The 24,725-nt window shown below is 64.5% G+C and carries 20 protein-coding genes; 13 read left to right on the forward strand and 7 right to left on the reverse strand.

The window, feature by feature from the left end:
- Positions 1 to 116 precede the first annotated feature (116 nt).
- Positions 117 to 974, forward strand: coding sequence for an SDR family oxidoreductase (locus tag BCCGELA001_RS08670; RefSeq protein ID WP_008560493.1), 858 nt, complete (start codon positions 117 to 119; stop codon positions 972 to 974).
- A gap of 57 nt (positions 975 to 1,031) precedes the next feature.
- On the opposite strand, the gene BCCGELA001_RS08675 is transcribed toward BCCGELA001_RS08670, so the two are convergent.
- Together BCCGELA001_RS08675 and BCCGELA001_RS08680 are read right to left on the reverse strand one after the other, a co-directional pair.
- On the reverse strand, positions 1,032 to 2,822 hold the full coding sequence (locus BCCGELA001_RS08675) for a peptide ABC transporter substrate-binding protein (RefSeq protein ID WP_060735072.1): 1,791 nt from the start codon (positions 2,820 to 2,822) through the stop codon (positions 1,032 to 1,034).
- A 149-nt stretch (positions 2,823 to 2,971) separates the two neighbouring features.
- A complete protein-coding gene (locus BCCGELA001_RS08680) occupies positions 2,972 to 3,502 on the reverse strand; it encodes a YciE/YciF ferroxidase family protein (RefSeq protein WP_008560478.1) in 531 nt (176 codons plus the stop codon).
- 307 nt (positions 3,503 to 3,809) lie between these two features.
- On the opposite strand from BCCGELA001_RS08680, the gene BCCGELA001_RS08685 reads away from it, so the two are divergent.
- The 9 genes from BCCGELA001_RS08685 to BCCGELA001_RS08725 all read left to right on the forward strand — a co-directional run bounded on the left by BCCGELA001_RS08685 (position 3,810) and on the right by BCCGELA001_RS08725 (position 12,944).
- Complete coding sequence (locus BCCGELA001_RS08685; protein WP_008560476.1) at positions 3,810 to 4,592, forward strand: MetQ/NlpA family ABC transporter substrate-binding protein; 783 nt, start codon at positions 3,810 to 3,812, stop codon at positions 4,590 to 4,592.
- Between the two features lie 137 nt (positions 4,593 to 4,729).
- Positions 4,730 to 5,764 carry a putative FMN-dependent luciferase-like monooxygenase gene (locus BCCGELA001_RS08690; RefSeq protein WP_008560473.1) on the forward strand — a complete coding sequence of 345 codons (1,035 nt, stop codon included), beginning with the start codon at positions 4,730 to 4,732 and terminating at the stop codon, positions 5,762 to 5,764.
- Positions 5,765 to 5,801: 37 nt separating this feature from the next.
- Positions 5,802 to 6,401, forward strand: a complete 600-nt coding sequence (locus BCCGELA001_RS08695; protein ID WP_060737558.1) for a CMD domain protein — start codon at positions 5,802 to 5,804, stop codon at positions 6,399 to 6,401.
- Between the two features lie 13 nt (positions 6,402 to 6,414).
- The gene (locus BCCGELA001_RS08700) at positions 6,415 to 6,993 is read left to right on the forward strand and encodes an alkylhydroperoxidase domain protein (RefSeq protein WP_008566401.1); all 579 of its coding nucleotides are present in this window, start codon (positions 6,415 to 6,417) and stop codon (positions 6,991 to 6,993) included.
- A gap of 59 nt (positions 6,994 to 7,052) precedes the next feature.
- Positions 7,053 to 8,210: an ABC transporter substrate-binding protein gene (locus BCCGELA001_RS08705; RefSeq protein ID WP_060737559.1), complete on the forward strand. Its 1,158-nt coding sequence runs from the start codon at positions 7,053 to 7,055 to the stop codon at positions 8,208 to 8,210.
- Positions 8,211 to 8,267: 57 nt separating this feature from the next.
- Positions 8,268 to 10,091 carry an ABC transporter permease gene (locus tag BCCGELA001_RS08710; protein WP_008560460.1) on the forward strand — a complete coding sequence of 608 codons (1,824 nt, stop codon included), beginning with the start codon at positions 8,268 to 8,270 and terminating at the stop codon, positions 10,089 to 10,091.
- Positions 10,091 to 10,930 carry an ABC transporter ATP-binding protein gene (locus tag BCCGELA001_RS08715; RefSeq protein ID WP_060735073.1) on the forward strand — a complete coding sequence of 280 codons (840 nt, stop codon included), beginning with the start codon at positions 10,091 to 10,093 and terminating at the stop codon, positions 10,928 to 10,930. The genes BCCGELA001_RS08710 and BCCGELA001_RS08715 overlap by 1 nt, the downstream gene beginning before the upstream one ends.
- The gene (locus BCCGELA001_RS08720; protein ID WP_060735074.1) at positions 10,927 to 11,667 is read left to right on the forward strand and encodes an ABC transporter ATP-binding protein; all 741 of its coding nucleotides are present in this window, start codon (positions 10,927 to 10,929) and stop codon (positions 11,665 to 11,667) included. The genes BCCGELA001_RS08715 and BCCGELA001_RS08720 overlap by 4 nt, the downstream gene beginning before the upstream one ends.
- Positions 11,668 to 11,885: 218 nt before the next feature.
- On the forward strand, positions 11,886 to 12,944 hold the full coding sequence (locus tag BCCGELA001_RS08725; RefSeq protein WP_236840837.1) for a HoxN/HupN/NixA family nickel/cobalt transporter: 1,059 nt from the start codon (positions 11,886 to 11,888) through the stop codon (positions 12,942 to 12,944).
- A gap of 21 nt (positions 12,945 to 12,965) precedes the next feature.
- Here BCCGELA001_RS08725 and BCCGELA001_RS08730 read toward each other — a convergent pair whose 3' ends face one another.
- Both BCCGELA001_RS08730 and BCCGELA001_RS08735 read right to left on the reverse strand, forming a co-directional pair.
- The gene (locus BCCGELA001_RS08730; protein WP_060735075.1) at positions 12,966 to 14,480 is read right to left on the reverse strand and encodes an ATP-binding protein; all 1,515 of its coding nucleotides are present in this window, start codon (positions 14,478 to 14,480) and stop codon (positions 12,966 to 12,968) included.
- Positions 14,481 to 14,585: 105 nt separating this feature from the next.
- The gene (locus tag BCCGELA001_RS08735) at positions 14,586 to 15,404 is read right to left on the reverse strand and encodes a YkgJ family cysteine cluster protein (protein ID WP_008560434.1); all 819 of its coding nucleotides are present in this window, start codon (positions 15,402 to 15,404) and stop codon (positions 14,586 to 14,588) included.
- A gap of 464 nt (positions 15,405 to 15,868) precedes the next feature.
- On the opposite strand from BCCGELA001_RS08735, the gene BCCGELA001_RS08740 reads away from it, so the two are divergent.
- Positions 15,869 to 16,453 carry a LysE family translocator gene (locus BCCGELA001_RS08740; RefSeq protein ID WP_008560432.1) on the forward strand — a complete coding sequence of 195 codons (585 nt, stop codon included), beginning with the start codon at positions 15,869 to 15,871 and terminating at the stop codon, positions 16,451 to 16,453.
- Between the two features lie 25 nt (positions 16,454 to 16,478).
- Here BCCGELA001_RS08740 and BCCGELA001_RS08745 read toward each other — a convergent pair whose 3' ends face one another.
- Positions 16,479 to 17,543 carry a ketopantoate reductase family protein gene (locus BCCGELA001_RS08745; protein WP_060735076.1) on the reverse strand — a complete coding sequence of 355 codons (1,065 nt, stop codon included), beginning with the start codon at positions 17,541 to 17,543 and terminating at the stop codon, positions 16,479 to 16,481.
- An 838-nt stretch (positions 17,544 to 18,381) separates the two neighbouring features.
- On the opposite strand from BCCGELA001_RS08745, the gene BCCGELA001_RS08750 reads away from it, so the two are divergent.
- Positions 18,382 to 19,461, forward strand: coding sequence for an alpha/beta hydrolase family protein (locus BCCGELA001_RS08750; RefSeq protein WP_008560428.1), 1,080 nt, complete (start codon positions 18,382 to 18,384; stop codon positions 19,459 to 19,461).
- A gap of 150 nt (positions 19,462 to 19,611) precedes the next feature.
- On the opposite strand, the gene BCCGELA001_RS08755 is transcribed toward BCCGELA001_RS08750, so the two are convergent.
- Positions 19,612 to 20,091, reverse strand: coding sequence for a MarR family winged helix-turn-helix transcriptional regulator (locus BCCGELA001_RS08755; RefSeq protein WP_008560426.1), 480 nt, complete (start codon positions 20,089 to 20,091; stop codon positions 19,612 to 19,614).
- Between the two features lie 532 nt (positions 20,092 to 20,623).
- On the opposite strand from BCCGELA001_RS08755, the gene BCCGELA001_RS08760 reads away from it, so the two are divergent.
- Positions 20,624 to 22,195 (forward strand): porin, encoded by a 1,572-nt coding sequence (locus tag BCCGELA001_RS08760; RefSeq protein WP_060735077.1) that lies wholly within the window; start codon positions 20,624 to 20,626, stop codon positions 22,193 to 22,195.
- A gap of 1,169 nt (positions 22,196 to 23,364) precedes the next feature.
- Here the strand turns inward: BCCGELA001_RS08760 and BCCGELA001_RS08765 are convergent.
- The gene (locus BCCGELA001_RS08765; RefSeq protein ID WP_060735078.1) at positions 23,365 to 24,000 is read right to left on the reverse strand and encodes a MarR family winged helix-turn-helix transcriptional regulator; all 636 of its coding nucleotides are present in this window, start codon (positions 23,998 to 24,000) and stop codon (positions 23,365 to 23,367) included.
- Positions 24,001 to 24,725: the final 725 nt, after the last annotated feature.

Genomic DNA, 24,725 nt, shown 5'->3' on the forward strand with positions numbered 1-24,725 from the left:
TCTGGCCGGGGCTACGATTGTCAAATCGTCCAAGTGCGCTCTCGCACAGCCGTTGGACGTCGGAGGAACGCTTCCTTCCGCTCCCCGTTAGCGGAACAAACGCCCGGAGCGCTCACATGACCCATTATCCAAAACCCCCTTTTCCTGCGCAGCAGCAACCGATGCCCGGCTCGACCCGGGCGATGGATCCGAAGCCGGATCACGGCGAGGAGAGTTACAAGGGGGCGGGACGCCTGGCTGGAAAGAAAGCGATCATCACTGGCGGTGACAGCGGGATTGGCCGCGCCGTCGCGATCGCCTATGCGAGGGAAGGCGCCGACATCGTCATCTCCTATCTGAACGAGGACGAGGATGCCGGCGAGGTCAAGGCGCTGGTCAAGCGGGAGGGACGCAAAGCCGTCCTGATCCCCGGTGACATCCGCAATCCCGAGCATTGCCGCACCATCGTCCGGCGCACCGTCGAGGAACTCGGCGGCATCGACATCCTCGTCAACAATGCCGCTCATCAGGCGACGTTCAAGGATATTGCCGATATCAGCGACGAGGAATGGCAGCTCACGTTCGAGACCAACATCCACGCCATGTTCTATCTGACCAAGGCCGCCGTCCCGCATATGCGTCCCGGCGCGGCCATCGTGAACACGGCCTCGGTGAACTCCGACATGCCGAATCCCAGCCTGCTCGCCTATGCCACCACCAAGGGAGCCATCCAGAACTTCACCGGCGGGCTTGCCCAGATGCTGGCGGAGAAGGGCATTCGGGTCAACGCCGTTGCTCCCGGTCCGATCTGGACGCCGCTGATTCCCTCCACGATGTCGGAGGACAGGGTCAAGAACTTCGGCAAGCAGGTCCCGATGCAGCGCGCCGGCCAGCCGGCCGAGCTCGCCACGGCCTATGTCATGCTCGCCGATCCGCTCTCGAGCTACACATCGGGGGCGACGCTCGCCGTCACCGGTGGCAAGCCGTTTATCTGACTCTCGGCATGCAAGAAGGCGTGACTGCGAGGAGGGCCCCCCGCGGTCGTGCCGGCCTCAGCTGCGATGCCACGCCGCCAGATTCCACGTGATGGTGTCCCATCCCGAAATGTCGATCATGAGATTGTTGACGCTGGCGTTGACGATGTGCCGCGACAGCAGCGGCAGGAACACGTTGGCCCCGCAGAAGATCTCGTCAACCTTCATCAGCAGCGCGGCGCGTTTGGCGGGGTCGAGCTCGTTCTGCGCGGCCTTGTAGGCCTTGTCGGCTTCGGGATCGGAATAGCGCGAATTGTTGCGGCCCAGCCATTTGTTGTCCTTGGTGGCGATCTCCCAGGATACGCACTGGTTCAGCAATCGCTCCGGATCGGGCTGCGGCTGCGTCGTATTGTACATCTCCATGTCGGCGTAGAATTTCGAATAGGTGTCGGGATTGCCGACGTCCGATGAGAAGAACACCGATGCCGTGACCGCCTTGATCTCGATGTCGATGCCGGCCTTCTGACAAGCCTGCTTGATGATGGCCTGAGTCTTCTGCCGCGGGGCGTTTGTGGAGGTCTGGAAGACGTATTTGAGCCTCTTGCCGTCCTTCTCGCGGATGCCGTCCGCGCCCCTGGTCCAGCCGGCCTCGTCGAGGATCTTGTTGGCCTTGTCGATGTCGAACTCGTATTTCAGCTTGGGAGACTTGAACTGCTTGGGCGCGTTGACGAAGCTCGCGGTTGCGATGGCGCCGCGTCCGTAGATGAACTTCTGGATCGAATCGCGGTCGATTAGGAGATTGATCGCGCGGCGAACGGCAGGATCTGACAGCGTCGGGTGCTTGGTCTTGACGCTCGAACGCTCGCCGTCGACCTCGGTCCAGGGATCCGTCGTGTTGAGGATGATGAATTCGACATTGCCGGAAGGCGTGATGTCGAGCTTGCCTTTGCCGCCCGCCTCCATGCGCTTGAGGACTTCCTCCTCCACCTGCATGTTCCAGGCAAAGTCGTACTCGGCAGTCTGCAACACTGCGCGCGCCGCGGAGACCGCGTCGCCGCCGCCCTTGACCTCAAGCGTGTCGAAATGCGGTTGATTCTTGATGTGATAATCGGGATTGCGTTCGGCGCGGATCAGGTCGCCCGGCTTGAACTCGACGAACTTGTACGGACCGGTGCCGACCGGCTTCAGATTCGCCGGCGCCTCGCGCGACTTGGCGCCGACATAGTCGCCGAAATGATGCTTCGGCAGGATCTGGCCGACCGAGCCGCCGACGAAGGGATCGGCCCAGAACGGCGTTGGCGCCTTGAAGATCACCTTGACGGTGTAGTCGTCGATCTTCTCGACCTTGATGTCCTTGTACGATCCCGTCGTATAGGCCGCGGTCGCGAGGTCCGCGGCGTATTGCCAGGTGAAGACGACGTCGTCGGCGGTGAAAGGCTTGCCGTCATGCCACTTGACGCCCTGCTTGAGCTTCCAGGTCACGCTCATGCCGTCTGCCGCAATGCCGCCGTTTGCCTTCGCCGGAGCCTCGGCGGCAAGGCAGGGGATGAGGTTGCCGTCCTTGTCCCAGCCGGCGAGCGGCTCAAAGAAGATTCGCGAGGCGATCTGGTCCTTGGTGCCGATCGCGAAATGCGGATTGAGCAAGGTCGGGGCCTGCCAGAGCAGGATCTTGAGCGGGCCACCGCCGCCGGCCTTGGTCGGTTTGTATGGGAGCCTGGCGTCGGCCATCGCCACGTCGTGCCAGACCAGGATCTGGCTCGCGATCGGCGCGGTTATCCCGATCGCGGCAACGCGCTGGATGAAGGAGCGTCGCGACAGCGTGCCTTGCTTCACCTCCGCGATCAGATTGCGGATGTCCTTCTCGTTCATCGGATGCTCCCCACGCTTGAAAGTTGTCACCGGCCGTGACGCACTCTAGCTCAGGAGGGGAGCATGGGGGAGTCGAAGATGTCGCAGCGAGACGGCGCAACCTCGTCCGCGACCGTGGCGGCTCCGCAGGGGGAGCCGCCATCTCGTCGTCACGCGGCGTTGGAAGCCTTTGCGTCGGAAGCCTTGGCATTGACGCCCTTGCGCAGCGCCACCGTGTTGAGCTTGGTGTTCGCGGCCTTCTCCTCGTTCAGATTGGTGGTGAGGAAGCGCACGATCTCGTCGTGGCCGAGCTCCTCGGCCCATGCGATCAGCGTGCCGTAGCGGCACATCTCATAGTGCTCGACGGCCTGCGCGTTCGCGACGATGGCGGCATCCAGCACGGCCTTGTCCTCGATCTCGCCGGCGGTCTCGTCGGCCTCCTTGATGAGACCGTCGATGGCCGGGCAGTGGGTTCCGCTCGCCTCCTTGCCGAGCTTGGCGAACACCTTCTCGAGCCGTTCGACCTGCTTGCGCGTCTCCTCCAGATGCGCCTTCAGGCCGGCGACGAGGTCCCTGTTGGTGGCCTTCTCGATCATCGTCGGCAGCGATTTCAAGATCTGCTGTTCGGCATAGTAGATGTCCTGGAGGCCGTGGATCAGCAAGTCCTCCATCGATTTGATATCCTTGGTAAAGAAACCCATAAAAAGACTCCTGTTCTACAATGATGGCAGTGGAACGCCGCAGGCCGGCAGCTGTTCCCGTCCGAGCGAGCGACATGCCTGCAATCCGGCGGGCAACGCAGAGGAACATTCTGCGAAGTGCTCGGGGCGGCCATGGGACACTTGAGGTTCTGATCGAGAGCGCCTGCGAATTCGTTTCCCGTTTGCCGCCGAATGGAGAAGGCGTGCCCGCGACAGGCGCCTAATATGGATTTCCATTTCATTGATTTCGCACTGCAGAGAAGCGAATACGGTTCCATCGATTTCCGAAGATTGCACGGAGACCAAGATGTCGTTTCGCTCACCGCTGATCCTCTCGATCCTGCTCGCTGCCTGGTCCGCCGCCGCGAGCGCCGAGACCATCAAAATCGGCGTCACGCCGGGACCGCACGCGCAAATCCTGGAGGCGGTGAAGCCGATCGCGGCCAAGCAGGGCCTCGACCTCCAGCTGATCGAGTTCTCCGACTACGTCGTGCCCAACGCTGCGCTCGATGCCGGCGAGATCCAGGCCAATTCGTTCCAGAACCAACCTTACCTGGACAATCAGAAGGCCGACCGCGGCTACAAGATCGAGGCTGTCGCGCTCACCGTGAACTTCCCGATCGGCGTCTATTCGAAGAAGCACAAGGCCTTCGCCGACATCCCCGAGGGCGGCAAGGTCTCCATCCCAAATGATCCGACCAATGGCGGCCGCGTGCTGTTGCTGCTGCGCGACAAGGGCGTGATCAAGCTGAAGGACGGCACCGGCTTCAAGCCGACGGTGCTCGACATCACCGACAATCCCAAGAAGCTGAAATTCATCGAGGTCGATGCGGCGCAGGCGCCGCGCGCGCTGGACGACGTCGATGCCGCCGCGATCAACACCAATTACGCAACTCAGGCGGGCCTCGATCCCGTCAAGGACCCGATCCTGCGCGAGGACCCGAAGGGCCCCTATGTCAACCTGATCGCCGTTCGCACCGCGGACAAGGACAAGCCCTGGGTCAAGACTCTCGTGGACAGCTATCGCACGCCGGAGGTCAAGGAGTTCGTCCTGACCAAGTTCAAGGGCGCGGTGCTGCCGAGCTGGTAGGCAGTCTGCCCAGTCCGGCTTCAGTGCGGGGACGATCCCGGCGGGCAGCCTTGCGTATGAGCCTTGCGCAATGCCCGCTTGTCTGGACCTGCGGCAACCGACATCATCGGGGCCCATCCTCGCCCGACAGGGGTCGTATGAAACGCTTTGCAAACCTGAAACGACTGGGCTTCTTCACGCGCCTGCTCGACGAGGCGTCGCCGGCCGAGCGCTATCGCTTCGCCGCCGAACAGATCGTGCGCGCGGAGGAGGCCGGGCTCGATTCCGCCTGGATCGCGCAGCACCATTTCCACGAGCGCGAAGGCGGCCTGCCGTCGCCCTTTGCCTTCCTCGGCTACGTCGCCGCGCAGACCTCGCGCATCCGCCTCGGCACCGGCATCGTCACGCTGCCGCTGGAGAATGCGGTCCGGGTCGCGGAGGACGCCGCGGTGCTCGACCTGCTCTGCAACGGCCGCTTCGAGCTTGGCGTCGGCACCGGCGGCAATCCGTCGGCCTTCGCCGCGTTCGGCCTCGACAGCGCGCAGCGCAACGAGATCTTCGCCCGCAATCTGGAGGTCGTCCGCGCCGCGCTGGTCGGCAAGCCTCTCGATGGTGGCGATACGCTCTATCCGCAACGGCCGGAATTGGACGGGCGCATCTGGCAGGCGACATTCTCCGTCGCGGGCGGCGCCCGGGCCGGCAAGGCGGGCGATGGCCTGTTGCTGTCGCGCACGCAGCCGCGGACCAAGGAGGCGCCGCGCGCGACACTCGCCGAAATCCAGAATCCGATCATCGATGCCTATCTCGCGGCGCTGCCGGCGGGATGCGAGCCCCGCATCATGGCCTCGCGCAGCGTCTTCGTCGCCGACGACCATGCCGAAGCGATGCGGCTTGCGGACATTGGATTGCGGCGCGCGCTGCCGCAATTCCTCAAAGGCGGTCACGCCAGGCCGGGCGAGACGCTCGAGGAGATGATCACAGCGTTCGACACCCATGTCGGCGCTGCCGAAGGTGTCATCGCCTCGCTCCGCGCCGACGCCACGCTCGATCGGGTGACCGATCTGGTGTTCCAGGCGCATTCGGTCGACGCGCCGCACCCCTATACTTTGCGTTCGATCGAGCTGGTCGCGGAGAAGGTCGCACCGGCGCTGGGCTGGACCCGGACCCCACCTGGCGTGGCGTTGGCGGGCTAGTCGGAATGAACGGGATCGCGTTGCACGAGGCTCAATGATGAATACCGAGGATATCATCGACACGCTCGCCGGAATCGAGCCGGGATCGGCTCTGGATGCCATCCGCGCGCACCGCCTGCAGGCGCGCGAGAATGCGCAGAAGAGCTATCTCTCACTGTTCGAGCCGATCGATGCGAGCGAGTTCTCGCTAGCCGAGCGCGCCGCCGTCGCGGCCTTCGTGACCGGGCTCCATGGCGAGTCGCCCGTTGCTTCGTTCTATCGGGAGAAGCTTGCCGCGACTACGGACGGTGCGGCGCTCGTCGAGGCGATCCTGGTCGAGATCGAGCGCGGCCGGACCTCGGGCCCCTACGGTGCGTTTCCGGCTGGCCCCTTGTCGATCGAGAACAAGGCCGGTCTGATCTATCGCGTCAGCGCGGAGCGCAAGCCCGAGCTCGGCGCCCGGCTCGTGGCCGCGTTTGAGCATGCGCATCTCCTGGTGTTTCGTCCGCGCGATGCCGCCTCCGCGGACATGAAGGCGCTGCTGGCCGCCGGCTGGTCGACCACCGGTATCGTCACCTTGTCCCAGCTGGTTGCGTTTCTGTCGTTCCAGCTGCGTGTCGTCAGCGGCCTGCGCACGCTCGCAGCAGCGAACGCATGAAAGGAGGCAGCACATGAGCACCGCCGTCAATCCGCCCGCCGTCTTCACCCAGGACGAACTCGACTGGGTCTCGTGGATCGATCCGCTGCCCGAGGCCGAGCTGACCGAACGGCATTTCGCCGGCCTCGTCGATCGCGCCCGTGCCAAGTCGGAATATTTCCGCCTGCTGGTGCGTGACCCCGAAGTCTTGGAAGCGCGCACCAGGACCGACAAGGACATCTTCTACAACGTCGCCGACGGCCTGCCGCGCGCCGAGCGTGAGCTCGCAGCGGCGGCGACCTCGCGCTACAATGGCTGCATCTACTGCGCCTCGGTGCATGCGCGTTTTGCCAGCACCTATTCCAAGCGCCGCGACGACGTGCAGCGGCTGCTCGATAAGGGCGTCGGGACCGATCTCGGCGAGCGCTGGAACGCAATCGTCAAGGCGTCGGTGGCGTTGGCGGCAACGCCGATCGCGTTCGGCCCTGACAATGTCGAGGAGCTGCGCCGCGCTGGTCTCGATGATGCCGAGATCGTCGACGTCATCAACGGTGCTTCATTCTTTAACTGGGCGAACCGGCTGATGCTGTCGCTCGGCGAACCTTCGAAATAAGCAAGCCGCCCGGCACAAGAATTGCTGACTGTATCAACACTGAATGGATGGAGCCGTGCATGAGCAACATCGATCGTCGGTCCCTGATCAAGGGCTCGCTTGCTACCATGATGGCAGGAGCCGCCGTCTCGCGCGCCGCCTTCGCGCAATCCTCCGAGCCGATCCTGCTCGGCGTCAGCGGTCCCCTCACGGGACCGAATGCGCAATATGGCGCGCAATGGAAGCAGGGCTTCGATCTCGCACTCGACGAGATCCAAGCGGCCGGAGGCGTCAACGGCCGCAAGCTCGCCTACCAATTCGAGGACAGCCAGAGCGATCCGCGCCAGTCGGTGGCGATCGCCCAGAAATTCGTGTCCGATCCTCGCATCGTCATGGAGCTCGGCGATTTCTCCAGCCCCGCCTCGATGGCGGCCTCGCCGATCTATCAGCGCGGCGGCCTCGTGCAGTTCGGCTTCACCAATTCGCACCCCGATTTCACCAAGGGCGGCGACTTCATGTGGAGCACGTCGGTGAGCCAGGCCGACGAGCAGCCGCTGCTGGCGTCCTACGCCGTGAAGCGGCTCGGCCTGAAGAAGCTCGCGGTGCTGCATCTCAACACCGATTGGGGCCGCACCAGCCGGGACTATTTCGTCAAGGCGGCGAAGGAATATGGCGCCGAGATCGCGGTGACCGAGGGCTATATCGCAGAGGAGCGCGACTTCCGCTCCACGCTGGTGCGTGTGCGCGATGCCAATCCCGACGGTCTGATCCTGATCTCCTATTATTCCGACGGCGCGCTGATCGCGCGTCAGGCGCGCCAGGTCGGCCTCAACCAGACCATGTGCGCCGCAAGCTCGGTCTATTCGCCAAAATTCCTGGAGCTCGGCGGGGAAGCGGTCGAGAACGTGCATCTCGGCACGCGCTATTTCCCGGAAGACCCGCGGCCCGAGGTGAAGAAGTTCATTGCCGGCTTCAAGGCGAAGTATGGCGGGCAGGAGCCTGACGCCTTCAACGCCTATTCCTATGACGCCATGAACATGGCGGCCGCCGTGGTGAAGATCGGCGGCACCGACCGCCGCGCCATCCGCGACGCCTTCGCCAAGGTGAAGGACGTCTCCAGCGTCATCTTCGGCCAGGCGACGTTCGACGTCGAGAGCCGCCGCGTCAAGGGCGCCATGAATGCCGAGCTCGTCGTGCGCAAGGGGCAGTTCGCGCTCTGGGATGGCAAGCCCACCTGACAATGATGGCCGGAGCGGGGGCTCCGGCCGCTTTCCTCTCTACGCGGTGATATCAGCGTGTCCTCCTGGGTCGACTACACCATCAACGGGCTGATCGTCGGCAATGTCTACGCACTCGTTGCGGTCGGGCTCGCGCTGATCTTCGGCGTCAGCCGGTTGATCAACTTCGCACAAGGGTCGATCTATCTGGTCGGTGCCTATATCGGCTGGGTCGCGGTCGTGCAGCTGCACACGCCGCTGCCGCTCACCATCATCCTGGTCGCCGTGGCCGCGGCGATCGTCGGGCTGATCATCGAGCGCTTTGGCCTCCGGCCGCTGCAGAATTCGGTGCGCATCGCGCCGTTGCTCGCGACCATTGGCATCAGCTTCGTGCTCGACCAGCTGGTGATGCTGACCTTCTCGCCAAATCCGCGCGCGCTGCCGAGCCAGCTGCCCGATATCCGCTTCCAGGTCGGTGGCGGGACGATTGGGCCTCTCGACCTGCTCATCGCCGGCGTCGGCCTCACCAGCGCGCTGCTGCTGTTCGTGTTCCTGCGTTACACCAAGCTGGGCTGGGCCGTGCGTGCCACCGCGCAGGACCGCGATGCCGCCATGCAAATGGGCGTCGACGTCAATCGCGTCAATCAAGCCGTGTTCGGTATCGCGGCGGCGCTCGGCGGCGTCTCCGGCTTGCTGGTCGGCATGTACTACAACCAGATCGACACTGCGATGAGCCTTCAGGCGACGCTCAAGGGCGTCGTCGCGGAAGTCGTCGGCGGCGCCGGCAACGTGCCGGGCGCGGTCATCGGCAGCCTTCTGCTCGGATTGGTCGAGAGCTACGGCGTGGCCATGCTCGGCACCAGCTATCGCAATCTATTCGCGTTCCTGCTGCTGGTCGTCGTGCTCGTGCTGCGGCCGAACGGGCTGTTCGTCAGCGCGCGGCAGGCGCCGCCCGAGCCGCTGACCGGCACGTTCATCGCGCCGAGCCGCCCGGTGCAAATTCCGCGCTGGGCGCTGTTGGTCGCGGTCGCCGGCTTCGCGATCCTGCCGCTGCTTCCGGTGTCCTTCTACGTGCTCCAGACCCTGATCAACGCCTGGCTGCTCGGTATGCTTGCGCTGAGTCTGACTTTGGTGGCGGGCACGATGGGGCAGGTTTCGCTCGGCCATGCCGCATTGCTCGCGATCGGCGCCTACACCTCCGCATTGCTGTCGCTGACATTGGCCGTTCCCGTGGGGCTCGCGGTCATCGGCGGCGGCCTGATGAGTGCCGCGCTCGGCACGCTCCTGATCTCGCCGTCGTTCCGCCTGCGCGGGCATTACGTGTCGATCGCAACGCTCGCCATCGGCGAGATCGTGGCACTGGTGATCCTGAACTGGGAAAGCGTGACACGCGGGCCGATCGGCATCTCCGGCATCCCGCCGCTGTCGCTGTTCGGCTACGATCTGATCAGCCCGGCGTCGGTCTACTGGTTCAGCCTCGCGGTGATGGTCGTGCTCGCGCTGCTCCAGGGGCGCCTGCTCGGCTCGCATCTCGGCCGCAGTTTCCGCGCCATCCGCGACGACGATATCGCCGCACGCGCCTATGGCCTCGGCCTCAACCGCTACAAATCGCTCGCCTTCATCTTCGGCGGGTTCGCCGCCGGAATCAGCGGCGGCATCGCCGCGCATCTTTATTCCTACATCAACCACGAGACCTTCAATACGCAGCAATCCATCCTGGCGCTGACCGTCGTGATCCTCGGCGGCCTCGGCAACGTCGTCGGTGCGATCCTTGGATCGGTCGCGCTGGTCGGCCTGCCCGAAGTCTTCCGGGTCGCGGCGGAGTACCGCATCCTGATCTACGGCATCGTGCTGCTGCTGCTCGTGCGGTTCAGGCCGCAGGGCCTGCTGGGGACGGTCTGATGGCGGAGCACGCTCCCATGCTGTCCCTGCGCGGTCTTACCCGGCGCTTCGGCGGTCTCACCGCGGTCGATGCCATCGATCTCGACCTCACCAAGGGCGAGCTCGTCAGCATCATCGGCCCGAACGGCGCGGGCAAGACCACGCTGTTCAACCTCGTGACGGGGCTCGATCGGCCGGATGCCGGCGAGGTCCGCTTCGAGGGACAGGACATCACGGGCCTGCCGCCGGAACGGATTGCGGCAGAAGGCATCGCGCGCACCTTCCAGCTCGGCCGCGTCTTCGGCAATCTCAGCGTGATGGACAACGTCCTGATCGGCGCGCACACGCGCTTGCGTGCGGTCAAGCCGGCGGTGCCGGTGATCGGCCCGCTGCTGGAATTGGGCCTCGCGCTGCTGCGTCCCGCGAGCGTCAAGGCGGAGGAGGAGCGGTTGCGCGAGGAGATGAAGACTATCCTCGCACGCTTCGGCGAGCGGCTGCTGCCGCGGATCGACCAGCCCGCCTACAGCCTGTCCTACGCCAACCGCCGCCGCGTCGAGATCGCCCGCGCGCTCGCCCTGAGGCCGCGCCTCTTGCTGCTCGACGAGCCCACCGCCGGCATGAACCCGACCGAGACCGCGGAGATGCAGGCGCTCGTCGCCGAGCTGAAAGCGGAAGGGCTGACCATCCTCCTGATCGAGCACAAGCTGGAGATGGTGATGCGCCTCTCCGACCGCGTCATCGTCATGGACGAGGGCAAGAAGATCGCGGAAGGGCCGGGCGAACAGGTGCGGAGCGATCCCAAGGTGATCGAGGCCTATCTCGGCCATGGCCTCGCGACCAAGCAGGAGAGCGCGGCATGACCAACGCTTCCGCCGAACCGCTGCTGGCGCTGTCGAACGTCAATACCTTCTACGGCCAGGCCCAGGTGCATTTCGACCTCTCGATCACGGTCGCGCGCGGCCACATCGTCTGTCTGCTCGGCGGCAATGCCAGCGGCAAATCGACGACGATGAAAATCATTTTGGGCCTGGTGAAGCCGCGCTCCGGCGACGTGACGTTCGATGGTGCTTCGTTGCTAGGCCTCTCCACGCCGCAGATCGTCCGCCGCGGCATCGCCTCGGTGCCGGAGGCGCGGCGTCTGTTCGCGGACATGAGCGTCCGCGAGAACATCCTGATGGGCGCGTTCGTGCGCAACGACCGCGAGGCGGTGGCGCAGGATCTCGACAGGATGCTCACGCTGTTCCCAAAACTCGGCCAGCGCCTGTCGCAGCGCGCCGGCTCACTCTCCGGCGGCGAGCAGCAGATGGTGGCGATGGCGCGCGCGCTGATGAGCCGCCCCCGCATGATCGTGATGGACGAGCCGACCATGGGCCTGTCGCCGCTTTATGTCGATCGCGTGCTGGAGCTGATCCGCACCATCAACCAGGAGGGTGTCTCGGTGTTCATGGTCGAGCAGAACGCCAGCCTCGCGCTGGAGATCGCGCACGAAGCCTATGTGCTTCAGACCGGCAAGATCGTGCTGTCAGGCCCGGCGCGGACATTGAAGGACGATCCCCGCATCCGCGACGCCTATCTCGGCGGTTCCGAGGCGGCGTAGTCCTAAATGCCCCCACAACGTCATGGCCGGGCTTGACCCGGCCATCCAAGGCTTTCCTTGCTGCACGAAGACCGTGGATGCCCGGGACAAGCCCGGGCATGACGTCCCGCATACTCGCATAGGCGTTCGGCAGGCCAATGCCGGGACTGGCTAGTGTGAGAATTCTATGAAAATATCATACCGGTGGCGACGGGGCGTGCAGCGGACGGAATGATATCGTGACGAGATGGTCTTTGCGGGCGGTCGAGCCCGGCGTGGTGTTGCTGTTCGGCGGGCTCGTCGCCGCCAATGTTGCCGCATGGGCCTGGGCCTTTGCGGCGTTCGGCGACCGTCCGACGGTGATGGCGACCGCGCTGCTGGCCTGGGTGTTCGGCCTGCGCCACGCCGTCGATGCCGATCACATCGCCGCCATCGACAATGTCGTGCGCAAGCTGATGCAGGCGGGCGGCGCGCCGCGCAGCGTCGGGCTCTATTTCGCGCTCGGCCATTCCACCGTCGTCGTCGTCGCGACCATGCTGCTGGCGCTCGGCGTCGTCAGCCTCGGCGGCGACAGCCTGCTCGAGCAGATCGGCGGCCTGATCGGCACATCGGTCTCGGCGCTGTTCCTGCTGGTGATCGCGGCCATCAATCTCGCCATCTTCGCCGGCCTGTGGCGGACGTTCCGCATGGCGCGTGAGCAGGGCGTTCACGACGCCGCCGGCCTCGATGCGCTGCTCGCCAAGCGCGGATTCCTGGCGCGGCTGCTCGGCCCGATGTTCCGCCTGGTGACGAAGCCCTGGCACATGTATCCGCTCGGCTTCCTGTTCGGCCTCGGGTTCGACACCGCGACCGAGATCGGCCTGCTCAGCATCTCCGCTGGCGAAGCTGCGCGCGGTACCTCGCTTGCCGACGTCCTGGTCTTCCCGGCGCTGTTCGCTTCAGGCATGGCGCTGGTCGATACCGCCGATTCCGCGCTGATGGTCAGCGCCTATCGCTGGGCCTTTGTCGATCCCTTGCGCAAGCTCTGGTACAATCTCACGATCACCGGCGCCTCCGTCGCGGTCGCGCTGTTCATCGGCGGCGTCGAGGCGCTCGGCCTGATCGCGGAACGCCTCGGCTTGTCCGGCGGCTTCTGGGCGGTGGTGGAAGGGCTCAACGAGTCGCTGGCGAATGTCGGCTTCGTCGTGGTCGCGCTGTTCGCGCTGGCCTGGCTGGTCTCGGTGCTGCTCTATCGCCGCATGTTTGCGGATGGGGCGCGCCGTTCGCCCGATGCAGCCCGCGGCTTCGAGGCAGCCTGAGACGCTTCTAAATCGGCGGCATCAGAGCGCCGCCGCGCTCCGCGCGGGCTCCGCCGGCACATCGTCGCCATTGGGATCGCCCGGCGCCGTCGCCCAGGCCAGCTCTACCAGCGTCACGATCCGGCGGCCGCCGCCGTCGAGCTGGACGACGATCAGGCCCTGCTCCTCCATATAGCCGAGCAGCCGTTGCGCGCGGCGCAGCGAATGCGAGCCATAGGCCCGGGCGATCGCAGCGTCTCCAGGGCAGGGCCAGCCTTCCCTGGCCGCACGCGCGATCATCATGAATACGCCCTGCATGTCGTCGGGCAGGATCGAGGCGCGCAGCGACACGTCCTGCCAGGCGTCGTCTTCGGCGAGATCCGTCCCGAGCCCGGCCCGCGCATGCGTCAGCATGCGGCGGAATTCGTTGAGATCGGGCACCGCCGCGCCGAGCCCCTCGATGCGGCAGCGGACCACGAACTCCTGATAGAGCACGCCGATGGCGCGGAAGCCGGCATCGGGCTCGGCCAGCACGGCGCGCAGCGTGCGATCGACGCGCTCGCGCCGCTGCGCGAGCTCCTCGGCGCTGACCGGCGCCTCCACGATTTCGGGCTGGATCTCCGGGATCGCGGCGGCCTTCGCCGCCCGGAGCTGCTCGAGCAGGTCGGGCGCGGGCCGCCGCTGCGGACGGCTGGCATCGGGCGGGGGCGCGGCCAGGATCACGGCGCGGGCATCCTCCAGCGTCGCTTCCGGCAGCGGCACCAGCCGCGGCGTCGAATTGCGCGGGCTCGTATCGGTCGGGCCGATGTTCAAGCGCAGCGGACGGCGCGACAGCGCGGGTCCCAGCGCCATGAACTGTCCGCGCTCGAGATCGCGAAACGCCTCGGCCTGCCGCCGCTCCATGCCGAGCAGGTCGGCCGCGCGCGCCATGTCGATGTCGAGGAAGGTCCGGCCCATCAGGAAGTTGGAGGCTTCCGCCGCCACGTTCTTGGCTAGTTTTGCCAGACGCTGGGTCGCGATGATGCCGGCGAGGCCGCGCTTGCGGCCGCGGCACATCAGATTGGTCATCGCGCCGAGCGACAGCTTGCGCGCTTCGTCCGAGACTTCGCCTGCCACCGCCGGCGCGAACAGCTGCGCCTCGTCGACGACCACGAGCATCGGGTACCAATGGTCGCGGTCGACGTCGAACATGCCGCCGAGAAACGCGGCCGCACGGCGCATCTGGTTCTCGGCGTCGAGGCCTTCGAGATTGAGCACAGTGGAGACGCGATGCAGCCGCGCGCGCTCGCCGGCGACCTGAAGGCCGCGCTCGGTGTGATCCTCGGCCTCGATCACGAGATGGCCGAAGCGCTCGGCCAGCGTGACGAAATCGCCCTCGGGGTCGATGATGGCCTGCTGCACCCAGGGCGCGCTCTGTTCCAGCAGCCGCCGCAACAGATGCGATTTGCCGGAGCCCGAATTGCCCTGCACCAGGAGACGGGTCGCCAGCAGTTCCTCGAGGTCCATGGCCGCCGCGGCGCCCGCCGTGGTCTGCCCCATCTCGATCGCAACCGTCATGTCCCCGACTCAAGTCCCCGTCATTCGCGGACAGCGGCTTATCAACCCGGCCGGCGCGCGTCGAGCGCCACGGCGCGAATCAGGCAGCGTTGCCCACGGCGGAGTTCAGGCGTGATGCGACAACCGTAGAAGTGCGGGCCGATACGGCGCGTGCGGATCGTCGTCTTCGTTCTCGGGGATGGCGCAGGAGCCGAATTCCTGCCTGATGCGTTCGATCTCGGCGATGCGCTCGTGCAACCGCTGCAAATGCTCCGGCGACGTCGCCCGCCAGAACCGGAATGTATCGCCAGTGAGCGGCAGGAACGCGGTTCCGAACAGCGTCGGCTCCGGAACGACGGTGCGTCCGAGCAGCAGGAACCGATCCGCGCCGGCGACGACGAGGGTGGCATAGCCGCGGTTGCCAATCCGCCGAATGCCATTCAGCGACCATTCGACGAGCTTGCTGAAATAGGGCTCCTCGCGCCAGCGATCGGGGCATTCGTCGTCGACGGTGACGTTGACGGCGTCTTGGCTGAAATGCACCACGAGGCCCGCCTGTACGGGAAACCAGGACTCGTCGAGATGGCCCTGCAACCAGGCACAGACGAACGAGCGGCACATCGGCGGGCGGCGATCGTAGATGGTGCAGCCCGTACCCGTCTGCCAGTGCTTGCAGAGCTGGTTCACCGGCTTGTCGACGGCGGCCACCTCCAGAATATCGCAGCAGGCGTTGCATGAGCCGCACTGCCGGGCGGGCCGCGTCGCCTTCGGCAGGCCGGTCGCGCGAATGCCCTGGCCGTTGCGGACCAGCAGCTTCTGCTTCTCCAGCAGATTCAACGCACGTTCAATCTTGAGACGGGACAGTCCGGTGGCGTCGATCACGCCCTTCAACGTCGTCGCGCCCGCCTGCACGGCGCGGACGACGGTCAGCATCGCCTGATCCATTGTTGTTGTTCTTCTCGGTTTCAGCCGTGCATTGCGATTCCAGCCGGAAACACAGACTGGAAAACAGGTCACAGACACCTGACTTGAAAAGATATGTTGCTCATTTCTGCCGCAGCTGGGCAAGAAGCCGGGTCCGTGCTGCACGCATGCAACGTTTGCGCGAATGGAGGGCGAGCAGGTAAGGGGCGCCGATTTCGCGCGGAATCGGTTCGCTTTGGTTACCGGACGCCGGGATGTGACGTGCGCCCTGCGATCGTCTCACGCAGTCGTGATATCCGCCGGCACGCTGAGCACGAAGGCGATCCGTCGCGCGACCAGGGGCGGTAATGGTCGTTGGGTTTGCGCCACACCGGGAACAGCGCCGCGCATGTGAAGCAAGCGGCGGTGCAGACGAGGGATCACCATCCGCGGCGGAAAGTGATGCAGATCAAGGTTCGTGAGCCCGCAACCTGTTAGCTGGGCCGATGAGTTTTCTGACCTTCTTCACCGCGACCTGCTTCCTGCTGGCATTGCCGGGGCCGACCAACACCTTGCTCGCGACATCGGCGGCGGGGGTCGGCATCGCGCGCTCGCTGCATCTCCTCGCGGCCGAGCTCGCCGGCTATCTGCTGGCGATCGCGCTGCTGCGGCTCGCGCTCGGTCCGATCGTCAGCGATATCCCGATCGCGGCCATGGTGCTTCGCGTGGCGGTGACGGTCTACATCCTGTGCCTGGCCGTCATGCTCTGGCGCTTCCGGTCGCGTGAACTGCGCGGTGGCGCACCGGTGACCTTCAATCACGTGCTGCTCACCACGCTCTTGAACCCCAAGGCGCTGGTGTTCGCCTTCCTGCTTCTGCCGCTCCAGGCAGGGCCGTTCGAGCTGGTGCCCCGGCTCGCCGTGATCGCGCTCTTGATCGTCATGGCGGGCATTGCGTGGGTGACGTTTGGCGCAACGCTCGGCCGCGGTGCTCGCCGCCTCGGCCATCCCGACTTGGTCACGCGCACCGGCGCGGTCACGCTGGTCGCGGTGACCGGCCTGATCTGGGTTCAATCGCTCCTGGGCGCGTGAGACCGGCGTCCGCGGGAACGGCGCGCTACTGCGCGCCGGATCCGCCCTGCACGATCTTCTCGTTCAGCTTCAGGTCCACGGTCTCGACCGTGCGGTCGATCTCGGGGTTGGGCACGCCGAGCTGATGCGAGATCAGCTTCACCAGGAGATCGACGCGCTCGATGAAGGGCGCGCCGCTCGCGACCGCGCGCGCCGCTGAGGACGGCTTGAGCAGGCTTTCCGCGGCCTTGGCGTATTTTGCGAACGGCACCTGGTCCTGCGGATCGGCGCCGAGCTTGCGGGCGATCGCGTCGACATGGTCGTAGATCGTCTGCGAGCGCTCGAGATCGCCGTGCACGGCATCGCGGATCGACTGCGGCTCGTGCGGCGTGATGCAGCGGTAATTGCCGGTGAGCAGCATCGACCATTTCGCCAGCGGCACGAACAGCGAATCGAACACTTTCAGCTTCACCGGCACGTCGAGGCCGTCGAGCGTCACCGCGTCGATGTCGGCCTCGAGCTCGCGCAGCAGCTTGTTGTGCTTCTCGTCGGCGAACACGGACGCCTTGAAGTTGGTGGGCAGGCCGACATGAAGCACGTTGGCGGCTTCTTCCGGCGGACGGAACGCCTGCGGGTCGGGCGAGCACAGCGTCACCAGACCCGGCTCGAACCGCTCCCACACCTGCGCATTGGTGTAGGCCTCCTCGAGATCCATGTCCGCGAGCGCCGGAATCCGCTTCAGGTAAGGCAGCGGCGGCATGTTCATGATCGACAGGCACGGCAGCTTCGCCGCGGCGATCTTGACCATGAGAACGCGCACCGTGTGGTTGGTGTATTGCGGCTCCTGCATCGCAAGGCCGACCAGATCGTAGCGGGAGAGGTCGACATTGGCCGGGGTCACCGCATCCAGCTTGCCGGGCAGGTTGCGCGAGAAGATCGCCCGGTGCACCGCCTCGTCGCGCAGTTTGATGCGCACCTCGGTACCGTCGCGGTTGATCAGCTCCGCCGTCTTGGCGCGGCAGACCAGGGTGACGTTATGACCCGCCATCAGCAGCTTCGTGCCCAGCAGGGAGCCGTAAGAAGCCCCGAGAATCAATATGTTGCGCGCCATGCTCCGTCCCCTCTGACAATGTGTGTGATTTTTGAGCCCCGGCCGTCATCCGCGGGCGAGTTGCCGGCATGTAAAGCGAAGTCTGCGGGGATGGCAACTGGGATAATGCATACAAGGCCGCGCCGGATGGAGGAGGCGCAATCCGCCGACCTTTCGTCCGCCGGCGCGAACGCCGGCCTGCCTCGCGCGATCTGGCCACGGACGCTCGTTTGTCGCGCGACAGGTCAAGGCGCTCGCGGCTTCGGCACATGCCGCCCGGTCCGCTTGCTCAATCCCGCAGGCGTCCTGAAATTGACCTCACCGAATTTCGATTTGTCGGATGTCCATCCGTTCGGGCACTCCGTAGGGTGCGATCATACTTCGTCACACGTCGGGTGCAGAAGATCAGCAAGTTGGCGGGGGCGCTGTCATCGTCCTGTCATGTCGCCGGTTGGCTTCGATGAAGCGGCAAACCGCCGCATCGCTCACCATATCGTGGTTTCACAATGACGGCACAGACAGGCATGTCTGTTCTATCGGCGAAGTGAAGTTGTCTTCATCCGCCGATCGCAACGAGAAACGACGAGGCCCGCATCGCAAGTGTGCGCGGCAATGACTGTGCAACAGCGATGGAGCTGGGACGTGACGATTGAGTTGAGCCGGCCCCGACTTGGTGCCCAAGTTGGCTCGTTCGGGATGCCGGCCGTCTCGCGCAGTGCCCCCGCTGCGCGACGCGTAGATGAAACGGTGCGCCTGCGATCGCATCGAGCAGTTGCGCAGGGCGCTGTGCAGAACGCGAAGTCCGCCGGTCCGGACGCAAGTCCGGGCAGTTGTTGACGGCGTCGCTCGGGGGGCTGAGATGGAAGGGGATCATTGGCCTTGCGGCGCATGCGACGGTGCGGGCCAAAACCTGGCCCGCTTGCGGGATCGCGCGTCACAATTTTTCGAAAGTCTGTCCGTCGCCGAGCTCGTGCGTGAGACGCACCGGCATCTGTGGATTTCGGACTGGTTGAGGCTCGCGGACGACTACCGCACATTGGCCGAAAGCGCGCGCGACGTTGGGTCCGCCGAGATTGCGCGGGAAGCATGGCTCTGCTCGTTGACGGCCCTCGAAGTCGTCAGGACTCTGTCCTGTCCGGGGGATGTCGAAAGTGCCGATCTCGCAGACGAGGTCGGTATCGGCCTGAGAGGCTTCGAAGCCGAGGCCGGTCTGGCGATTGAGCGCGTCAAGATCGATTTCTTCGATCAAGGGGTGCTGGCCGGCTTCTTCCTGCCGGCGCTCCGTCGTGGACCTACGGCGCCGGCGGTGATCTGCGTCAGCGATGGGGACATCACCTTGGGCTCGATGATGAGCAGGCTGTTGCCGGCCTCGCTCTGCGGGAGCATGTCGCTGTTGCTCGTCAATGCCGGCAATTCGACCGTTCATCGCTCCTTCAAGCCGGAGCACAGGCTTCAGTGCTGGTTGGACTATCTGGAAGCTCGCCCCGATGTCGATTCGCAGCGGATCGCGATCTATGGTGAAGGGGCGGGCGCTTGTCACGCGTCCCGTCTCGCCCTCTCGGATCGCAGGATCGCGGCCGCGGTGTGCGACGGCGGTGTCTCGACGCCGGTCATGCGGAGAGCACTGCGGAGGATGACCAGTTTCGGGCCGGCCGTCCCTGACGGAGCCTCGGCGGGTTCGTTGCTGCCGTCGCGTCGGCTTCCGTGCCCGCTGCTCATGGTCGTCGGGACTCGCTCCATGATCTGGGAGCAGGATGCTCTCGACCTGCAAGCCGGCTATCGGGAGAGTGGAGCGGATTGCTCGGTCGTCGTGCCCAACAACGTGCCGCACCCGCTCGGCGAGGTCGAGAATTTCATCGCTGTCGACAACTTCGTGCTCGATTGGCTCGACAGCAAGCTCGGGACTGCCCGTCAGCATCAGCCCGTGACATACCTGTAGCGCGGTCAGGCCATGGCGGTGCGCGATTTGGCCTCGTCGTGAAGAGTCCGCTGGAGTGGATGTCGCGAGCCACGGAAGGCCGATCCTGACGCAGCACGACGATAGCCAGCATTCGGCCCGGGCACTCGGTCTCGCCCCGGCATCGGCCGATCACGAGGCGTCGATAGCCAGCAATCGTGCCGCCAGCCGGGCGTTCCTCGCAATGGTTGCGAGCGCTGCATTCAGTTCACTCAAGGTCTTCTCGTCGAGCTCGTTGAACATGGTCGAGTTCAAGGCGAGCTTTCTCTTGGACAGTTTCTCGATTTCCGCCGTCGCCTTCGCGGTCAACGACATCAGAATGAAGCGGGCATCGTCCGTTGCCGGCTGCCGCGATAGAAAGCCGCCCTTTTCCAGGATCTTGGTCTGGTTGGTCACGAAGGCCGGGTGGACCCGCAACTTGTTCGCGATCTCGATGCCGGCAACGCCTCGTCCTTCGTCCAGCTCGGTGATCGCCATCAAGATCAGCCATTGCGGCTGGGTAATGCCCAACAGTCCGGCCCAGCTGGTGTGAATGTCGTCCAGCTGCGCGTGGATTTCGACGATGTTCCAGATGAATTCCCTGATCGTTTTGTCGAGCTTCTTCTCGATCATGCCGCGTTGCCCCCCGTTTGGCGTTGATCCTTTCTTCTTGTTCTTGGGTCAATGTTCTATCGGGATATCGCGAGCACGTCTCCTATGTCGCGCCCCGACAAGGGCAACAGGCGTGACATTATCGAAATGGCTCGACGATTTGATGCTTGCAGAAATCAATTAATTCAATTACGTCTCGGTGCACTCATTCTTTGCTGCTCTTGACCCCGTCGACGGACAGCGATGTGAGACCTCCAAGAAAGCCCTCGGGATGCCCCCTGAGGGCTTTTTACTTTTTGTTCAGTACGTTATTTGGTGTTCCCACCTCTCTGTTGCTCGCGAGCAACATCCGTCGCCGAACTTTCAGTTCACTAAATCAATAAATTGAGGCGGTTGTTTTTATAAACTATACGTGAAGCACGACGGAGGGGGGGCACCTCGCTGTCGTTTCAGACCGGACCTTCAGTGCGGATCTGAATTGAACGGAAATATGAGGGTGAAGCGGTGTCCTCCGAGGAGCCGAGCCCCCTGAATCGACCTGGAGGTTTACCTAATGAAGTTAACGAAGACGCTTTTGCTCGGCTCGGCTGCCGGCCTGATGGCCGCCTCCGGGGCGTTCGCTGCCGATCTCCCCGTGAAGGCCAAGGCGGTCGAATACGTGAAGATCTGCTCGCTGTACGGCGCCGGCTTCTACTACATCCCGGGCACCGACACCTGCATCAAGCTGGGTGGTTATCTGCGCGCTGAAGTCGCGTTCAACACCAACAGCAACTACGGCATCTCGAATGGCTCTCCGGCCGGTGCGCACAACCGCCTGAGCAACTACTACAACATGCGTGCTCGTCAGGATCTCAACATCGACACGCGCACCGCGACCGAATACGGCGTCGTCCGTACCTTCTTCGACGGCGTGTTCACCTGGACCACCGGCGGCTATCAGGGCTCCGGCTCTGCGACGGGTGGCACGGTCTATACCGGCAACCTCGGCCTCAACACCTCCGGCGCGACGCCGGCGCTCGTTGGTTCGTCGGTCAACGGCACCGATGGCAACACCTCGGCCGGTTCGCTCGGCGTGTACTATGCCTTCATCCAGTTCGCCGGCTTCACCATGGGTAAGGCCGTGTCGCAGTTCGACGCGCCCTGGACCAACTATCCCGGCAACAACATCGACAGCCTCGTCGGCGGCTCCGGCACGGTCACTGGTGTCAACCAGTTCACCTACACCGCTGACTTCGGTCAAGGCATCACGGCGTCGTTCTCGGCTGAAGACGCGACGGCCTACTATCAGGCCGGCAACGTCAACCTGACCGGCGCGACCGCAGGCGGCATGATCGGTGGTACGTATGGCACCAACGCCATCGGCGGTTCGCGTTCGCCGAACCTCGTCGGTATGGTCCGTGTCGACCAGGCCTGGGGTATGTTCCAGGCGTCGGTCGCTGCGCATGACAACCACGTCGCTTACTACGGCGCGACCGAGCCAACTGGCCACCCCGACGACAAGTGGGGCTGGGCGGTTCAGCTCGCTCTGTCGATCAAGAACATCCCGACCGGTGCGGGTGACGTGATCAACATTTCGGGCGTCTACACCGACGGTGCGACCCGCTACAACTTCCAGAACCTGGCGGGCAGCTCCTACTCGATGTTCGGCAACTCGGGCGTTGCCTACCAGAGCGTCGGCTTCGCCTATGCTCCGGACACCGTGTTCATCACGGGCAGCCAGCAGGAGACGGTCAAGACCTGGGGCTTCCGTGGCGCTTACACCCACAACTGGGATCCCTACTGGAACACCGCGCTGTACGGTGCCTACGCTCAGGCGCAGTACGGCTCGCTCGCCAAGACCGCTCTCTGCGGCGCTGGCGGTGCAGGCGGCGTGTTCGGCGGTCTCGCCGGTGTCACGGGTTGTAACCCTGACTTCGCCATCGGCCAGATCGGCCTCATCACCCGCTGGACCCCGGTCAAGAACCTGACGTTCTCGGGCGACCTGAACTGGACCCGCCTCGACCAGAAGTACTCGGGCACGGTCGGTTACGCCGGTGCCGGTACGACGGCCAAGCCGGCCGCCCTGTACCAGCTGAAGGATCAGGACAGCGTCACCCTGCTGCTCCGCGCCCAGCGCAACTGGTAATATCTTCGCAACGGCTGAACGAGCACCCGGCGGGAAACCGCCGGGTGTTTTTTATTGTGCAGCGATCCATGGGCTACCGCATTCGCCTGTGTCGCCCTCTGTCAATCCAGATTCGGAAAAATATTCCGCTTTACCGAAATTCGGAATTGACGTATGTGTCGTTCATCCCGGCTCACCCTTGAGGGGCGGTCATGTTGTCGTGTGATCGCAGAGCCGGGCTTGCGGTGGACGCAGCAGCGTCGTGCGCGAAAGCTAAGGGCAGGGCGGATTGCTCTCCGTGAGCCCTTTGCATCGCGTGGACGAGCGGCGCTGTCAGGTTCGTCGCGTCATATTCCGAGGGCAAGGTGCACAACGCCCGCGGACCCTGTGGCGCCAACGAACCGTGCGTACGGCAAAACCGTGTGGTCCTGGCCGTCGTTGCTACGGTCAAGCTCTTGCGGATGCGGCATCTGCGTCAACCGGCGCGGGGCCGGTGAATTCCGTGAGGGTGAGGGAGGCCAGAAGGAACTCGGCTCCCGGGAGAGCGCGGCATAAGCCGTCCGACCATCGCGCAGGGAAGGCCGTGTGTTGGGCTTCACCTGTATGCTGCTGTGCGGTTCTTCCTGCGTGTGCTCCATGCGCAGCGGACCGCGGGTGCCGCCGGCACCCGGCCTTCCCTGCACCCTCTTGGATAGGAGGGGTGGAGCGACCAAGCAAAGCTCGGGCGAAAAGCGCCGCGAGGCTGCGAAGGCGTGTCCGTAGCCACGCACTCGGTGTCATCGTCCGGCTTGACCGGACGATCCAGTACTCCGAGACGTTCGTGATTGAATCGAGAAGCCGCGGCGTACTGGATTCCCCGCCTTCGCGGGGAATGACAGTGGAGGTTGGAGAGCCAGCTATCGCTCCATACTCCGTCATTGCGAGGAGCGAAGCGACGAAGCTTCCAGAATCCCTCCACGAAAGGACTCTGGATTGCTTCGTCGCAAGGGCTCCTCGCAATGACGTGGAGAGAGTGTGCGCCACATTCCGCTCTCGTGCTCCGGACGCAGCGCAGCGTCCCTTCGACGTTGCGCTGCAGAGCCGGGGCCCATCTCTCCGCATGGACCGTGCCGCCCCTGACTCACCTTGCTTCGTCATTTTGAAGCGGTCGCCAAGGCTCGCGTGATCGCGGGAACGACCGCGCACGCACCTCATCCCTGGCTCGCCACGCGCGCGCGACCGAGATGTTCCTCGATCTTCGGACGGTCGCGGGTGCGCTCGAAGCTCGTGCACAACAGCTCCGTCTCCTCGAGCGATATCGGAGCGCGATACAACCGGCACATGAACTCGGCCGTTGCGCGTCCCTTGCCGGTGACGGGGCCGCGTTCGGCGAGAAACATGCAATCCCGGCAGATGCTCGCATCCAGTCGCTGATGGGCCGCGTCGAGATGATTGAGAACCTCCCGCAGCGAGTCGCGAAGCCTGATGCATTCCTCAGGTCCGAGCGCGGTGACCGCGTTCATCACGTGATTGATCGGGTCGTGCTGACTCAGGCATTTCTCGCCCTGCGCGGTGACGTGGAGCACGACGGAGCGTTTGTCTTCGTGCGACGGCTTTCGCACCAAATAGGACTTGCTCTCGAGCGTCTTCACGATTTGCGATGCCGTCGCTCTGGTGGCGCCGATGAAACCGGCGAGCGCGGAGGGCGTGCGCGAAAATCGGTTTGCACGTCCGAGAAAGCGCAGCGCCATCCATTCGCGGTCGCGCAGTCCATGCTGATTGCCCTCGAAATACCAGGCCCTCGCCGCCTGAATCAGCAGCTCGACGGCCTCTCGTGCCAATGGCATGGATTTACCTCGTCCCCGGAACTTCGTCTGCGGCGTCAAGCCGCTTTGCGTCCTGGCTCGCGACTCCATCGCGAGGCGTCAGAGCGCTGGAGGTGCGCGATGAGAAAACCGCAGCGCGCTCTCGCTCGAAGGCGCGATTCACGACGCACCCGACCTGGACCGACGGGAGTCGCGTGGTCTGGAGCGAAAGGTCGGGTCGCTTGCGGCACACCAATGGCGCCGTCGTCGCACGGGGGCCGAGTTGCCGTCGCCAGCAGACGATGGATCGGAGTAGTTCAACCGAAGCCCCTAAAGTTCAAGTCACAAGCAGACGTTTCTTGTATTCAACCGAAACGATGAATGAGCTTCTCAACAAAATCAAGTCAAGACACTCGCGGAGATTGGATGTCGAAGCAGGCGAATGTAACGTTCAAGACAATCTCACGCGTCCGAACACATGAAGGTGAACGCAATACGCTGGCACGAGCAGCATGCACGCGACTCTGCAACGGTTTGATTGCACGCCACGTCATTGTCTGCCGTTGATGCAAGTTGATCGAAGGTTGTGCACGAAGACGATGCGCGCCGCCATGTCATCCACAACTTGTACGATCCGTCAGGGAGCATCCGAGGGAATTCGCAGGAATTGCACGTGCCGGTTGTTGTTGCCTCTGGCTCGGAATGGCCCGTCGATCGCGGCCGCTCGCTGCTCTCCCCTGAACGGTGGACACGCAAAAAAGGCGAAA

The sequence above is a fragment of the Bradyrhizobium sp. CCGE-LA001 genome (assembly GCF_000296215.2).
Classification (GTDB): Bacteria; Pseudomonadota; Alphaproteobacteria; order Rhizobiales; family Xanthobacteraceae; genus Bradyrhizobium.